The 13,775-nt window shown below is 69.6% G+C and carries 14 protein-coding genes and 1 pseudogene; 8 read left to right on the forward strand and 7 right to left on the reverse strand.

The genetic code is table 11. The features are described 5' to 3' along the window. Positions 1 to 547: 547 nt before the first annotated feature. The 5 genes from GHC57_RS17285 to GHC57_RS17305 all read left to right on the forward strand — a co-directional run bounded on the left by GHC57_RS17285 (position 548) and on the right by GHC57_RS17305 (position 5,360). Positions 548 to 799 (forward strand): hypothetical protein, encoded by a 252-nt coding sequence (locus GHC57_RS17285; protein WP_153346571.1) that lies wholly within the window; start codon positions 548 to 550, stop codon positions 797 to 799. 145 nt (positions 800 to 944) lie between these two features. Continuing rightward, positions 945 to 1,373 (forward strand): OsmC family protein, encoded by a 429-nt coding sequence (locus tag GHC57_RS17290; protein ID WP_153346573.1) that lies wholly within the window; start codon positions 945 to 947, stop codon positions 1,371 to 1,373. 149 nt (positions 1,374 to 1,522) lie between these two features. Beyond that, positions 1,523 to 2,695 (forward strand): NnrS family protein, encoded by a 1,173-nt coding sequence (locus GHC57_RS17295; protein ID WP_153346575.1) that lies wholly within the window; start codon positions 1,523 to 1,525, stop codon positions 2,693 to 2,695. A gap of 315 nt (positions 2,696 to 3,010) precedes the next feature. Beyond that, positions 3,011 to 4,495, forward strand: a complete 1,485-nt coding sequence (locus GHC57_RS17300) for a SulP family inorganic anion transporter (protein ID WP_153346577.1) — start codon at positions 3,011 to 3,013, stop codon at positions 4,493 to 4,495. Positions 4,496 to 4,505: 10 nt separating this feature from the next. Continuing rightward, positions 4,506 to 5,360, forward strand: coding sequence for a universal stress protein (locus tag GHC57_RS17305; RefSeq protein ID WP_153346580.1), 855 nt, complete (start codon positions 4,506 to 4,508; stop codon positions 5,358 to 5,360). A 153-nt stretch (positions 5,361 to 5,513) separates the two neighbouring features. Here the strand turns inward: GHC57_RS17305 and GHC57_RS17310 are convergent, their stop codons facing one another. From GHC57_RS17310 to GHC57_RS17315, 3 genes are all read right to left on the reverse strand, one after another. Continuing rightward, positions 5,514 to 6,101, reverse strand: a complete 588-nt coding sequence (locus tag GHC57_RS17310) for an HdeD family acid-resistance protein (RefSeq protein ID WP_170294945.1) — start codon at positions 6,099 to 6,101, stop codon at positions 5,514 to 5,516. A gap of 73 nt (positions 6,102 to 6,174) precedes the next feature. After that, positions 6,175 to 6,444: a hypothetical protein gene (locus GHC57_RS19395; protein ID WP_170294946.1), complete on the reverse strand. Its 270-nt coding sequence runs from the start codon at positions 6,442 to 6,444 to the stop codon at positions 6,175 to 6,177. A 114-nt stretch (positions 6,445 to 6,558) separates the two neighbouring features. Further along, entirely contained in the window at positions 6,559 to 6,744 is a 186-nt protein-coding gene (locus GHC57_RS17315) for a hypothetical protein (protein WP_153346584.1), read from the reverse strand. Positions 6,745 to 7,106: 362 nt separating this feature from the next. Between GHC57_RS17315 and GHC57_RS17320 the strand changes: the two genes are divergently transcribed. Next, positions 7,107 to 7,298 carry a hypothetical protein gene (locus GHC57_RS17320; RefSeq protein WP_153346586.1) on the forward strand — a complete coding sequence of 64 codons (192 nt, stop codon included), beginning with the start codon at positions 7,107 to 7,109 and terminating at the stop codon, positions 7,296 to 7,298. Positions 7,299 to 7,428: 130 nt separating this feature from the next. Here the strand turns inward: GHC57_RS17320 and GHC57_RS17325 are convergent, their stop codons facing one another. From GHC57_RS17325 to GHC57_RS17335, 3 genes are all read right to left on the reverse strand, one after another. Next, positions 7,429 to 7,941 carry an MgtC/SapB family protein gene (locus GHC57_RS17325; RefSeq protein WP_153346588.1) on the reverse strand — a complete coding sequence of 171 codons (513 nt, stop codon included), beginning with the start codon at positions 7,939 to 7,941 and terminating at the stop codon, positions 7,429 to 7,431. Between the two features lie 112 nt (positions 7,942 to 8,053). Continuing rightward, positions 8,054 to 8,491, reverse strand: a complete 438-nt coding sequence (locus tag GHC57_RS17330; protein ID WP_153346590.1) for a hypothetical protein — start codon at positions 8,489 to 8,491, stop codon at positions 8,054 to 8,056. Then, the gene (locus GHC57_RS17335) at positions 8,488 to 8,790 is read right to left on the reverse strand and encodes an ElaB/YgaM/YqjD family protein (RefSeq protein WP_153346592.1); all 303 of its coding nucleotides are present in this window, start codon (positions 8,788 to 8,790) and stop codon (positions 8,488 to 8,490) included. The genes GHC57_RS17330 and GHC57_RS17335 overlap by 4 nt, the downstream gene beginning before the upstream one ends. 431 nt (positions 8,791 to 9,221) lie before the next feature. On the opposite strand from GHC57_RS17335, the gene GHC57_RS17340 reads away from it, so the two are divergent. Next, a complete protein-coding gene (locus GHC57_RS17340) occupies positions 9,222 to 11,672 on the forward strand; it encodes a methyl-accepting chemotaxis protein (protein WP_153346594.1) in 2,451 nt (816 codons plus the stop codon). 205 nt (positions 11,673 to 11,877) lie between these two features. Next, a complete protein-coding gene (locus tag GHC57_RS17345) occupies positions 11,878 to 13,422 on the forward strand; it encodes a peptidoglycan-binding domain-containing protein (RefSeq protein ID WP_153346596.1) in 1,545 nt (514 codons plus the stop codon). A gap of 162 nt (positions 13,423 to 13,584) precedes the next feature. On the opposite strand, the pseudogene GHC57_RS19655 reads toward GHC57_RS17345, so the two are convergent. Then, positions 13,585 to 13,775, reverse strand: a pseudogene (locus GHC57_RS19655) (IS110-like element ISEc32 family transposase); the annotation flags it as partial.

A 13,775-nucleotide genomic window follows, 5' to 3' on the forward strand; every position in this document is an offset into this window, starting at 1 on the left:
GAGCCCTCCTCGCCAGCCAGTGGACCTGTTACCCATGTTGCCGGTCTATTCTGTTACCTAGGTAGCCGGTCTGTACCCCGACACAACCCCTCCCAGCCTCCCCCCCCTTCCGGGGGGAGGTGTCCGGACACCATGACCTCGCGACCCCGATTTTCCGTGATGACCCGAAAAAAACCCAGTCTCTGACAACCGCCCGTCTTTGTGTGCGCGCGACACCCGTCGCGCCTCCGGTGCTCGGGTCGAGCGCATGGTCGTCATGCCCCGGCCGCCCGCGCGCACCCCGAGGCGGGCGCCATCGGCCCGACGGTGGTTGCGCACCAAGGAAGAACGGGCGCTGATGGCCGCCCGCTCCGAGCATCGCCCGACGGCTCGGTTCAGGCGGAACGATTGGCCGCGCTGGCCGTTCCCTCCGCATCGGTTTGTTCGCCTCCGTGACGGCATGGCGCCGCAACGGACGGGCCGGCTGCCTCGCCCGGGCCGGTGGCAACTCCGTCCCCGGGGTTGAGGCGCGGCCCGACGGCGCCCGACGAAACGAAAGGAGGACACCATGCCTCGATCCGCGAAAGAGCGCGCGACGGGACCGGGACGCCGCCTGATGTTCGCGGTGTGGACCGGCCTGACCGTCGTTGTCGCGGTCTACATCGGGGTGACGGCCCCGTTGACCACGTATCTGCACGAGGACCTTTGGATCGTCGCGGTGGCGATCCCGCCCCTGATGATCGTCCTTCTGGGGATTGGCCTCGGCTGGCTCGTCTGGACGAGCGCGGCCGGGTCGTCTCGATCCCGGGACCCGCGCTGAACGGGCGCGGCACAGGCACCCGACCGACCGCGAGGGTCGTGGACCCTTGCCCCGCGGCGGAGCGGTGATGACCCGGCCCGGTCGCCGACGCGGCCGGGCCGCGCCCGCCTGCTCTGCATGATCTTGAACACACAGGAGAGTCATCATGCCGACACGGATCGCCAATGCCCGCTGGATGGGCCCCCTGAAGACCGGGTCCGGCACCCTCACGTCGGGGTCGGGTCAGGTCTCGGGCGCCTACTCGTTTCCCAGCCGATTCGAGGATGGCCAGGGCACCTCGCCGGAAGAACTGATCGCGGCGGCCCACGCCGGGTGTTTCGCCATGGCGCTCTCCGCGCTACTGGGCGAAGCGGGCCTGACGCCGGACCACATCGACGCGAAGGCGGGGGTCACGCTCGCTGAGGTGGACGGCAAGCCGACCATCACCACGGTCCACCTGACGGTCAGCGGGTCCGTGCCGGGCCTGGACGCGGCCGGATTCCGCGAGCAGGCCGAGGCGGCGAAGGCCTTCTGCCCGGTTTCGCGCGCCCTGGCGGGGGTGGAGATCACGCTGGAGGTCAGCGAAAGCGGGTAAGTCCGGCGCGGTCCGCCGCCGGCCCGGGCACACGGTCGGCGGCGGCTCGGCCGGATGCGCCGAAGCGTGCGGGCTGGGCCTAAGCCCGCCCGACACATGGGGCCCCCGGACGCCGAGGGGCCCCGACCCGGTCGGAGGGGAGCGTTTCCATGTCACCACGGATTCGGGGCGGCGGCGTGCTTGAGCGGGGCTTCCGTCCGTTCTTCCTGCTGGCCGGAGTCTACGCCATCGCAGCCATGGCCCTGTGGCTGCTCTTCCTGCGAGGTCATGTGCTCCTGGCCGGGCCGATGGACCCGTTGTCGTGGCATGCCCACGAGATGCTGTTCGGGTTCGCCGGCGCCGCCATGGCGGGCTTCGTGCTGACCGCCGTGCCGAACTGGACCGGACGCCTGCCCCTGTCCGGGCCGCCCCTGCTCTGGCTGGTGCTGCTGTGGGCGGCGGGCCGCCTGCTGGCGGTCGCGCCGGTGCCCTGGGCGCTCGCGGCCGTGGTCGATGTGGCGTTCCCGGTCGTTCTGGCCGCGGTGGTCGTGCGCGAGGTGCACGCCGGCCGCAACGCGCGCAACCTGCCGGTGGGCGTCGCCATCGCCCTGCTGGGTCTCGCCAACGCCGTGGACTGGCTGGAGACGGCATACATCCTCCCCGATACCAACACCGGCCCGCGCCTGGGCATCGCGGTGCTGATCGCCCTGATCGGCCTGATCGGGGGGCGGATCGTGCCCAGCTTCACCCGCAACTGGCTGAGCAAACGCGAGGGGGCCGCCCTGCCCGCCCCGTTCGGGCGGTTCGACGGCGCGGTGCTGCTGGTGACCGTGGCGGCGCTGCTGGCCTGGGTCTTCTCCCCTGAGGGATGGCTCGTCGCCGCGCTGCTGGCCCTGGCCGGGGCGGCCAACCTGGCCCGCCTCGCGCGCTGGCGGGGACCGGCGACGGGGCCGGAACCCCTCGTCTGGATCCTGCACATCGGCTATCTGGGCATCCCGCTCGGGCTGCTGCTGACCGCCGCATCGGTCCAATGGCCCGGGCTGATCCCGGAGGTGGCCGCCCTGCACGCCCTGACCGCCGGGGCCATCACGGTCATGATCGTCGCCGTGATGACGCGGGCCACGCTGGGGCACGGTGGCCAGGCCCTGCACGCGGGGTGGATGACGACGCTGGTCTATCTGCTGCTGCTGACGGCCGCCCTCACCCGGGTCTGGGCCGGGCTGTCCGACGGCCTTTACCTGCCGCTGCTGTTCACCTCCGGCGGCACCTGGATTGCGGGCTTCACGCTGTACCTGCTCCGCTATGGACCGATCCAGTTGGGGCTGGCCCCGAAACGCCCCTGAGAGCGGTGATCCGCCTCGGCCCGACACGGTTCGGCGCCGGCGTTTTTGCATCTGCGAAAAAACGGACACTCCCCCCCTGTTCTTATGGAGGACGCGCGGCTACACTCCGTCGCGTTTCTGTCCGGCGTGCCGCCCTCATCGGCGGGGCGGGCCGCGCCGGGACACACGCCCTTCCGACATCTTTCCGGTTCGGGGCACGGGACGACGGAGCCTCACGGCATCCGTCCGCCGCCCCCGGCGCACGCGTGTGCGTGCCACCCGCCCCGCACCGCCCCCGCCGCACCGCCGCCCGGACGACCGCTTATCAGGATGCCCATGAAGACGCTCTATGCCTACCGCGACCAGTGGATCGCCAACCCGCGCGGCGACATCCTCGCCGGCCTGGTGGTCGCCCTGGCGCTGATTCCGGAAGCCATCGCCTTTTCGATCATCGCCGGCGTGGACCCCAAGGTGGGGCTCTATGCCTCGTTCTCCATCGCGGTCCTGGTCGCCATCACCGGCGGCCGCCCGGGCATGATCTCGGCCGCCACGGCCGCGACGGCGGTGGTGATGGTCACGCTGGTCGAGCAGCACGGGCTGCAATACTTGCTGGCGGCGACCGTTCTGGCGGGCCTGCTGCAGATCGGCGCCGGGCTGGCCAAGCTGGGGCGGGTGATGCGGTTCGTCTCGCGCTCCGTCATCACGGGCTTCGTCAACGCGCTGGCCATCCTGATCTTCCTGGCCCAACTCCCGGAGTTGACCGGCGTGACCTGGGCGACCTACGCCATGGTCGGGGCCGTGCTGGCGATCATCTACCTGTTCCCGCTGCTCACCACGACCATCCCCGCGCCGCTGGTCACCATCGTCGTGCTGACGGTGGCGGCCATCGCGCTGGATCTGGACGTGCGCACGGTCTCGGACATGGGCGATCTGCCCGACACGCTGCCGGTGTTCCTGATCCCGGACATCCCGCTGACGCTGGAGACGCTGCAGATCATCCTGCCGTACTCGCTGGCGGTGGCGGCGGTGGGTCTGCTGGAAAGCCTGATGACCCAGACCATCGTCGATGACCTGACCGACACCACCAGCGACCGCAATCAGGAGTGCATCGGCCAGGGCATCGCCAACACCTGCACCGGGTTCATCGGCGGCATGGCCGGGTGCGCCATGATCGGGCAGTCGATCATCAACGTGAAGTCGGGCGGGCGCGGGCGGCTGTCCTCGTTCACCGCCGGGGCCATGCTGCTGTTCCTGATCGTGGTCATGGGCGACCTGGTGGGCCAGATCCCCATGCCGGCCCTGGTGGCGATCATGATCATGGTCTCGATCGGCACGTTCTCGTGGTCGTCGATCCGCAATCTGCGGGACCATCCGCGCTCGTCCTCGGTGGTGATGCTGGCCACCGTGGTCGTCACCGTCTACACCCACAACCTGGCCATCGGCGTGCTGGTGGGCGTGCTGTTGTCGGGCATCTTCTTCGCCGGCAAGATCGCGCAGTTCTTCCGGGTCACGTCCGAGATCTCCGAGGACGGCCGCGAGCGCACCTATGTGGTCGTGGGGCAGCTCTTCTTCGCCTCGGCCGAGGACTTCATGGCCGCCTTCGACTTCAAGGAGGCCCTTGAGCGCGTCACCATCGACGTCAGCCGCGCCCACATCTGGGACGTCTCGTCGGTGGCGGCGCTGGACATGGCTGTGCTGAAGTTCCGCCGCGAGGGCGCCGAGGTCACCATCACCGGCATGAACGCGGCCTCTGAAACGATCGTGGACCGCCTGGCCGTGCACGACAAACCCGGCGCGATGGACAAGCTGCTGGAGCATTGAGGGGGAGACGATGTCCGCAACACTGATGGCCCTGGTCGATGGGTCGGCCTATTCGGAAAGCGTCTGCCGTCATGCGGCCTGGGTCGCCGGGCGCACGGACGCGCGGGTGAAGCTGTATCACGTGCTCGACCCGCGCCGGGCCCCGGGCAAGCGCGACCTGTCGGGCTCGATCCGCCTCGGCGCGCGCTCGGAACTGCTGGAGAAACTGAGCAGCCTGGACGAGCAGCACGCCAAGCTGGCCCAGGCGCAGGGCCGCGCCATCCTGGAGGACGCCCGCGCCCTGATCGAGGCCGAGGGGGTCACGAACGTGGTCACGCGGCTGCGCCACGACGACATCGTGGAAACGGTCGAGGCCAAGGAGGGCGCGGCCGACATGATCCTGATCGGCAAGCGCGGCGAAGCGGCCGGCCTGGACAAGCCGCATCTGGGCTCGAACTTCGAGCGCATCGTGCGCGCCAGTCACAAGCCCGTGTTCGTCGCCAACCGGGCGTTCAAGCCGATTTCGCGCGTGCTGATCGCCTATGACGGCGGGGTGTCGTCCATGCAGGCGGTGGACTACGTGGCGCGTGATCCGCTGTTCGCCGGGCTGGATGTCGTCGTGGCCACCGTGGGGGCGGAGACGGAGGACAACCGCCGCGCCCTCGACAACGCGCGGGCGACGCTCACCGCCGGCGGTCACGGGGCCGAGGCGCTCATCCTGCGCGGCCAGCCGGGCAAGGCGCTGGGTGACTACGTGGAGCGCGAGGGCATCGACCTGCTGGTGATGGGGGCCTATGGCCATTCCCGCTTGCGCACGCTGGTGATCGGATCGACCACCACCGAGATGATCCGCGCCTGCAGGGTCCCGGTCGTGCTGGTCCGCTGACCGCCGGGGCGGCAGCGGCGATCAACCGGACGAGTCCGGTTCATCGCCGATCAGTCTTCCATGAGGCGTCATTCATGATGGCCCGTGTCCCCTCTGGAGGGGGCACGGGCCATCCGCTTTTCAGGGCTGCGGCGCGGTGGCGCCGGCAGACCGTCAGGCGTCCGCCGACGAGCTGCGCCGCCCCAGGAACAGCATCCAGATGCCGTTGATGAGGAGTTCCAGGCCAACCAGCACGCCAAGGAACCAGGGTGAGATGACCGGCAGCAGGAACAGGATCATCAGGCCCACGGCCAGCGTCAGCAGACCACTGCCGAACGCCCAGCCCCAGCCGCTCAGCCTGCGGGCCGAGATCGAGAACCCCGTCTTGGCCAGACCCGCGGCCGTAAACATCAGGCCGACGATCAGGGTCAAGGTGATGGCGCCGGTCAGCGGCGAGATCATGAACATCACGCCGCCCGCCAGGGCGATCACACCCAGACCCAGGTGCCAGGCCGATCCGCGATCCTTGTCATACGGCAGGGCATGCAGGGCCTCGAACGCGCCGATCACCACGAGGGTCAGGCCGATCAGCCATTCGATCGCCACCGTCGCCACGCCGGGCAGGATGAGGGCCACAGCGCCCGCCAGGATCGACACGATGCCGATGCGGGACAGCTCACCGGGATCGGCGCCCCACACACGGGTCTCGGACCGGCCGGCAAGCGCGTGGCCGTCTGCGGTGGATGTCATGGAATACGCCATGGGATCATCTTCCTCCGTCTGGTGGCGCCGTCCGCCCCGGGGCGGGCGGGACGCGAGAAAACGGCGGCCGCCCTTACGCCCCTCGATAGGCGTCAACGACCTTCTTGAACTTGTCGCGCGCAGCCTCGTAACTGCCACGAAGTTCAGTCGAGGCCGTGCCGCCCGCCGCGCGAACCTTTTCCGACTGGTCCTGGAAGTCCTTCCAGGCGGTTTCGGCGACTTGCGAGTCGGACTTGCCATTGTCGTTGTCGGACGACTGCCCCCGAATCTCGCTCCACTTCCGCTTCAGCGCATCGAAGTCTTCCTGGGCGGCCTGGACATATTTGTTGTCCTGCATGGACATGGTCTGCCTCCGTTTTGTCCGGGATGGTGTGCGGTGGGGATCGCGCATCGCGGGCCTTCCCTCGGCGCGCCCTGGTGGGAGGTCCCCGACCGGGCAATCAAAACCCCGGTGGTCTCAGCGCTTGGACGCGTCGAACACCTTCTGGACCATGCCCCAGGCGGACTGCACGCCGGAATTCACCTTCTGGGTGGCGACGTCGGCGCCGTCCTGGAGCTGGCGGGTCTTCTCGTCATACATCTCCCGCTTGTCCTTGTGGCCGGATTCGGTGGCCGGCTCGGCATGGTTCGTTTCGTCAGCCATGAGGGCCTCCTTCTTGTCGTGCTGTCATGAGTTGCGTTGATCTGGGCGGACTGGCTTCAGGGAACCGTCCCCGCGGCGCGGGGGGTCTCCCCTGAACGGGACGCTTTCGCCATCCCGTTAAGCGCCTTCTATTGGACAAATGCGGTACCCCCCTATCGAGTTCCCGGACACCGATTCCCTTTTTCCGGCAGGGAGATGGTTCGGGCGGGGTCCACGGCTGCCGCCGGGCGGGGATTCGGCGCGCGTCGAACGCCCGCGGATCGCGGCGCTACGGGGATCACGGGCGAAAAGCCCGCGCCCGGGAACGGGGCTCCGGGCGAAACGTTGTCTGACCAGGACCCACCGAAAACAGGAGTTGAGTCGTGAAAAACATTCTGATTGCCGTCGCCGTCGTCCTCATCGTCGGCGGCGCTGTCTTCATCGGCATGGACATGAACCAGTCCGCCCCCGAACAGGCCGCCGACGAGGCCCAGGACGCCGTCGAGGAAGTCGGCGATGCGGTCGAAGAGGCCGGTGAGGCCGCCAGCGAGGCAGCGGAAGACGCCACGCAGTAGGCCGTCCGCGGCGGCTGCCATCCCCGCGACGACGAAGCGCCCGGTCGGCCGACCGGGCGCTTTTCGATTTGCGGCTGGGGAGTGGGCGCACGCTGGGCCTGGGGAGGGAGCCGGTCGCCGGCCCCCACGGTCACGGTGAGTCCGGGTGCTGGCCCAACTCGGCCCGGGCATCGTCCCGATACGGCATCAGCAACCCGAAGACCAGCAGCGTGCCGAAAATGGCGACGAAGCCCACCGCCGCCAGGACGTAAAACCCGAACCCGATGGTCAAGCCGATTCCGCCCGCGCCCCAGATGCTGGCCCCGGTGGCGGTGCCGACCACGCGGTCGCCATCGCCGCGCATGATGGCGCCCGCGCCCAGGAAGCCGATCCCTGTCAGGATGCCCGAGATGATATTCATGAAGTCCAGACGGACGGTGGTCTGCGTGTGCGAGTATTCCGCATAGACTTCCTGCGCCAGGATCGCCACCAGACAGGCCACCACCGCGACGATGGCGAAGGCCCGGAAATCCATCGGTTTTCGCTTGGAATGGCGCTCAAGCCCCAGCGAGAGCCCAAGTGCGGCCGCCAGCACCACACGGATCGCCACTTCGACGATCCCGATGGTGCGATACTGCAGAAAGGTGTCAATGGTCTCGATCATCGGCGGCGGGACTCCTTCAAACTGGCCGAATATTGGCCGAACGACGGCCCAGGCCCGGTCAGGCGTCGGCCGGCCACGGACGCATCCGGGCGGCCGGGTGGTCAACGCCCGCCTACTCCAGCGCGTCCAGGGCCGCGCGCCGCAATTCGGGGCTGACACCCAGCACCAGCCCGGCGAACAGCGCCACCAGACTGGAGGATTTGGGATGCTCGCGGATCGCGGCGAGCGCGGCGTCCGAGGCGATCATCTTCGGATCGGCAGCGCCTTTCGCCGCGCCTTCGCCGCCACGGCTCCCCCCCTCACGCCGGGGGCGGTCGGGCGCCCGCAGCATCAGGGCCACCAGACACAGCACGCCTGCGAGTCCGAGCAGGGTCGCGCCCGTCACCAGACCGGCCCAGGCCGGGTCCATCACATAGGTCAGCGCGGTGAAGCCGGCCCAGGTCAGCACGCCCAGGCCCACCAGGGCCATGACCACGGCAATGGCCGCCAGCAGACCGCGCAGCAGCGCCAGGGCCAGCCTGTCGGCAACGCTGGAAGCGGGCCCGCTCACCGGCGGGAGTCCAGCAGCTTCCCGGCCACCACCCCGATGCCGAAGGCCGTCAGCACGCTGACGAACGGATTGCTCTCGATGCGGCGGCCGGCGGACTCGGCGGCGCTCGCACCATACGCTTCGGCGCGCTCGCCATAGGACCGTACGGACTCGCCGAGGCGGTCGGCGTGCGCCCGCGCGCGGCTCGCCGTCTCGTCACGCCGCGCCTCGGCCAGCGAACGGACGTCCTGCATCACCGTCGCCATGTCCGCACGCAGTTGGTCGAGGTCCTTGCGAAGCTGTGTTTCAGTGTCGGCCATGGTGGTGCCTTTCTCGTTGTTGATCGGGCCGCGCCCATCCGCGCCTGACGCGCGGCGGCGGCGTCGCGGGCGGGCTTTGGCCCGGGGGGCCGCCCCTGTCGGGCGTGTTGGGGGTAACGCAGATGCGGGCGGGCGGTTCCCCGCCCCGGCGTCGTCCGCCACCCAAGGCCCCGGCCTCCCCGGACGCGGGTCACGCTGCAGTTGAAGAAGGGGGCAAACGGGCGTAGCGTTTTTCCTCAGACAGGGCGCGGTTTCTGACCCGAACAAAGGTCTTGCAAGGACGGAACACAGTCATCGGCAGAAGACCAGGCACGGCCTCGCCCAATGCGAGGCGCTGAACCGGCCCGCAGTCCTTTGCCAGGGTCCGCGCCGGGGCACGGAAAAGGGTCGAGGTCCACCCGACGGGGGGACCGTCGCTCAGGGAGGGGGCTATGCAGAAACGGAAACGGATCGCGTTTGTTCTGCCGTTGGTCATCGTGACGCTGGTCTTCATCGCGACCCTTGTTTCCGGCGGACTGGCGTACTGGCAGGCCTCCATCGACCTCACGGCGGCCGCCGAATCCAAGCTGATCGCCTTGCGGGAGGGGCGCACCAACGCGCTCGAAACCTATCTGGACAGCATCGACGGCGACCTGGATGTGGTGGCCGCCAGCGGCGAGGCCGTGCGCGCCCTGCGCGATTTCACCCTGGCGTTCGAGGGCCTTGCCGCCGACAGCGCGGCCCCGGTGACCGACGTGCTCCAGCGCGCCTATATCACCGAGAATACATACCCGACGGGCGAAAAGGACCGGCTGAACACGGCGCCGGGCGACACGGCGTATGACCGGGTCCACGCCAAATATCATCGGTGGTTCCGCACGCTGCAGCGGGACCGCGATTACTACGATGTCTTCCTGGTCTCACCCGAAGGTGACGTCGTTTATACGGTGTTCAAGGAATTCGACTTCGCCACCAACCTGACCACCGGGCAATGGTCGCGCAGCGGCCTCGCCCAGGTGTTCAACGAGGTGGCCGCCGATCCGGACCGGGACACCCCGGCCTTCGTCGATTTCGCGCCGTATGCCCCGTCCAACGACGCGCCCGCCAGTTTCATCGCCCGGCCCGTCCACGACGGCGACGGCACCTTCCTCGGCGTCCTCGCCTTTCAGATGCCCATCGGCCGCATCAACGCGATCATGCACATCGAGGCCGGCATGGGCGAGACCGGCGAGTCCTACGTGGTCGGCCCGGACCGCCTGATGCGCAGCGATTCCCGGTTTTCCGAGGCATCCACGATCCTGGAGCGACGCGTCAGCACCGAGGCATCCGAAGCGGCCCTCGCCGGCCGGGTCGGGGTGACTCATGCGCTGGACTACCGGGGCGAACCCGTCGTCTCGGCCTTCGGTCCCCTGGACATCCACGGTGTCCGCTGGGCCGTGCTGACCGAAATCGATGCGGCCGAGGTCCTGGCCCCCGTCACCCGGATGCTGTGGTTCCTGCTGCTGTCGGGCCTGGGGATCCTGGTGCTGGTCGGGATCGCGGGGCTTCTGTTCTCCCGCCGCATCACGCGCCCGATCTCGGCCATGACCGCGACCATGGGGCGTCTGGCCGACGGCGACCTGTCGGTGGACGTGCCCGCGCGCGACAGGTCCGACGAGATCGGCGACATGGCCAAGGCCGTCGAGGTGTTCAAGGAGAACGGCCAGCGCATCCGCCAGATGCAGGCGGAGGAGGAGGCCCAGAACCGCCGCAACAACCGGCGGGTGCGGGCGGAGATGTTCGCCCTGACCAATGCCCTGGACGAAGAGGTGCGCGGCTCCATCGCCGGGGTCCAGACGCAGGTGAACCGGATGCTTGAGGCGGCCATCCAGATGACCGAGGCCATGGCGGTCTCCGAAGGCGGGGCCGCCGCCGCCGCGCGTTCATCGCGGGACTCATCGTCCAACGTGGAGGCCGTGGCGGCGGCCTCGGAGGAAATGGCCAGTTCCATCGCCGAGATCAGCCGCCAGGTGAGCCGCGCCTCGGATACGTCGCATCGCGCCTCCAACGAGGCCAACGAGACCAACGACCGCGTTCAGGGACTCGCCACCGCCGCCCGGGACATCGGCGAGGTGGTCAACCTCATCACCGATATCGCCAAGCAGACCAACCTGCTGGCCCTGAACGCCACGATCGAGGCCGCGCGCGCCGGCGAGGCCGGCAAGGGCTTCGCCGTCGTCGCGAACGAGGTCAAATCGCTCGCACACCAGACGGAAAAGGCGACCGAGGACATCGCGCGCCAGATCGGCGCCATCCAGACGTCCAGCGAAGATGTGGTCGAGGCCATCGAAGGGTTCGTCCGCGTGATCGGCGAGATCAATGAAATCACCTCCAGTGTCTCTGCGGCCGTCGAGGAACAGTCCGCCGCCACCGGCGAGATCAGCCAGAACGCCCAGCAGGCAGCGCAGAGCACCCAGGACGCCTCGCGCAACATCGCCGACGTGTCCAGCAGCACCGAGGTCACCGGCGGGCACGCCCGCGACGTCAAGCAGTCGGCCACCGATGTGGGCGACCAGATCAAGCAGATGCTGCAAGACCTGGAACGGATCATCCGCTCGGGCAGCGAGGAAGAGCGCGAAACCCATACCCTGCGGACCATCAACGTGGCCGTGACCGCCGATCTGGGCGCGGGCGATCAGCGGTCCTGCCTGTTGCAGGACGTCTCGTTCAGCGGCCTCGCGATGCTGGACCGCCGCCTTCAGGTGGAGCGCGGGCGCACGCTTCGGGTGCGGATTCCGGATCTGGGGTCGGTCGAAGCCGTGGTGGTAACCGAAACCTCGACCCACACCCACATCCGCCTGGACATCGCCGAGGGGCGCGCGCGGGACCTGGAACGCTTCGTCCGCGCCCATCTGCGGACCTGACCGGACACCGGACGCCGGTTCGGTCCGCGCAGCCGGGCGGCGGCGGACGCAACGCGGCGGCGTCTGGGCCGTTATCCCGGGAGCGGCCACAGTCCTGACCCAATCCGCACGGATCCTGAGCGTCCATCGGCCGTCACGGCGATCACCCGAACGGGCCCTGCCCCGCCCGACGCGTCGGGGTCTGTCGAGCGAGGAGTCTGTCACCATGGGCCACCCTCTCCGCCCCACCCGCCCCGCGCTGGTCCTGCTGGCCTGCGCGACCACCCTGCACGCCCTGTCGGCCTCGGCGGCCGCGCCGCCCCCGGCCAGCCCGGCCCTCCAGGCCGCACCGCCGGCGCCAACGATGCTGCACCGCGCCGCCTACAGCCGCACCGTGGAGCGCATCCAGCGCGGCCTGAACGACCTGGTCTACACGGCCGGGCCCGAGGACGGCCTGTTCGGCGGCACCACGGCGACGGCCATCCGCCGCTATCAGAGGGACTTCAACCTGACGGTCACCGGCCAGCCGAGCCAGAGCCTGCTGGACCACATCACCACCCGCTTGCGGAGCGAGACACGGCCGGCCCCGCGCCAGGAGGAGCCGCAGGCCTCGGGCTCCTCCGGTGACGCCTCCGGTGACGCCTCCGGTGCCGGGCTGGTCCTCGACACCCAGACCGAACTGCGCCGGCGCGGCCACGAGGTGCGGCTGAGTGGCCAGCTCGACGACGCCACGGCCACCGCCATCCGCGCCTATCAGCGCGAGCACGGCCTGCTCGTGACCGGCCAGCCCAGTGCCCCCTTGCTGGAGCACATCCGGAGCCGCGACACCGCCGGCGGCTCGTCTGAGCAGCAGGGGCCCGGGACCGACGCCATCGCCCGGGTCCAGGCGGCGCTGAACGCGCGCGGCTATCAGGCCGGACCGCCGGACGGGGTCATGGGGCCGTCCACGCGCGCGGCGATCCGCACCTATCAGGCGGATGCCGGCCTGCCGATCACCGGCACGGTCACCCCGGCGCTGGTGGACCGCCTGAACGCCACCGCCGACAGCGGCACGCCCGCACCGGAGTCCGACGAGGGAAACCAGACGGAGCAGCCGGCGCCCACCTGGCGGACCGTGTTCACCGACACCTTCGACGGCGCGGGCGGGCTCGCGGGCTCCGGCTGGGAGCGGGTCTCGGGCGATGTGTCCGTCCGCGACGGGCGCCTTCTCATGCGCGTGGACCCGCCGGAGAACCGCAACCCGGAGGAGTTGGGCCGCGACCTGCTGAAATCCGTGCTGGGCGAGGCCCTGGGCGTTCAGATGCCCGCAAGCGGCGGCGAGGCCGAACGGGCCGTGGCCGTCCGCGATGCCGCCATGGGCGGCGCCTTCCAGGTCTCGGCGGTGATCGAGTCAGGCGGGAGCAGCGGCCCGCGCAACGTCAATCTGGGTGTCTACACCGGCCGCAATGTGGCCTCGGGCCTGCGCCTGATCTACGACACCAGCAACGGCGGGTCCTGGCGCCTGCTGCGCAACACGGGCTCGGGCCTGGTGACCCTGGCCAGCGGCGGCGGCCCGGCGCTGTCGGACGGCGCCCGCCATACCCTGGGATGGAAGCGGGAGGCCGACGGCTCCATGACGGTCACGCTGGACGGCCGCACGGTCCTGACCACCGGCCGCGAGCCCGAGGGGGCCGGCGGCGGCGCCGGTGAGAGCTTCGACGGGCTGTCCGTCATCAACAGCGGGGGGACCTGGTCCCTGCACCGCGCGGAGGTCGCCACGCTGGCGGAGTGACGGGACGGGCGGTCGGACGGGGCGGCCTCGCCCCAAGGTCGGTGGGCGCGCAGGGCTCCGAATCCAGATGACAGGGGTGTCATGGTTCGTGCCCCATCACGAGATCCTTCGCGCCCTTAGGGCGCTCAGGATGACAATATCTATTAAAAGTGTGTCATCAACTCAGTTTGTGGCGGGTTCGGGCTGAGGCCGGAGGACCGCGTTTGCGATGGTGACGAGCTTTCTGGCAACGGCGAGGAGTGCGCCTTTTGGTGTCTTTTTGTTTCCGATAAGCCGTTCGTAGAAGGCCTTGAGGTCGGGGTTGTATCGCACGGCGGAGAGCGCGGCCATGAAGAGCTTGGATCGCAAGGCGC

Origin of the sequence: Roseospira navarrensis (assembly GCF_009601025.1) — a bacterium.
In the GTDB taxonomy this organism is placed as follows: Bacteria; Pseudomonadota; Alphaproteobacteria; order Rhodospirillales; family Rhodospirillaceae; genus Rhodospira; species Rhodospira navarrensis.

What these genes read in the sequence shown, in the direction of transcription:
- GHC57_RS17285 (WP_153346571.1), top strand. Translation starts at nt 548, where the DNA reads ATGCCTCGATCCGCGAAAGAGCGCGCGACGGGACCGGGACGCCGCCTG.
- GHC57_RS17290 (WP_153346573.1), top strand. Translation starts at nt 945, where the DNA reads ATGCCGACACGGATCGCCAATGCCCGCTGGATGGGCCCCCTGAAGACC.
- GHC57_RS17295 (WP_153346575.1), top strand. Translation starts at nt 1,523, where the DNA reads ATGTCACCACGGATTCGGGGCGGCGGCGTGCTTGAGCGGGGCTTCCGT.
- GHC57_RS17300 (WP_153346577.1), top strand. Translation starts at nt 3,011, where the DNA reads ATGAAGACGCTCTATGCCTACCGCGACCAGTGGATCGCCAACCCGCGC.
- GHC57_RS17305 (WP_153346580.1), top strand. Translation starts at nt 4,506, where the DNA reads ATGTCCGCAACACTGATGGCCCTGGTCGATGGGTCGGCCTATTCGGAA.
- GHC57_RS17310 (WP_170294945.1), bottom strand. Translation starts at nt 6,101, where the DNA reads ATGGCGTATTCCATGACATCCACCGCAGACGGCCACGCGCTTGCCGGC.
- GHC57_RS19395 (WP_170294946.1), bottom strand. Translation starts at nt 6,444, where the DNA reads ATGTCCATGCAGGACAACAAATATGTCCAGGCCGCCCAGGAAGACTTC.
- GHC57_RS17315 (WP_153346584.1), bottom strand. Translation starts at nt 6,744, where the DNA reads ATGGCTGACGAAACGAACCATGCCGAGCCGGCCACCGAATCCGGCCAC.
- GHC57_RS17325 (WP_153346588.1), bottom strand. Translation starts at nt 7,941, where the DNA reads ATGATCGAGACCATTGACACCTTTCTGCAGTATCGCACCATCGGGATC.
- GHC57_RS17335 (WP_153346592.1), bottom strand. Translation starts at nt 8,790, where the DNA reads ATGGCCGACACTGAAACACAGCTTCGCAAGGACCTCGACCAACTGCGT.
- GHC57_RS17340 (WP_153346594.1), top strand. Translation starts at nt 9,222, where the DNA reads ATGCAGAAACGGAAACGGATCGCGTTTGTTCTGCCGTTGGTCATCGTG.
- GHC57_RS17345 (WP_153346596.1), top strand. Translation starts at nt 11,878, where the DNA reads ATGGGCCACCCTCTCCGCCCCACCCGCCCCGCGCTGGTCCTGCTGGCC.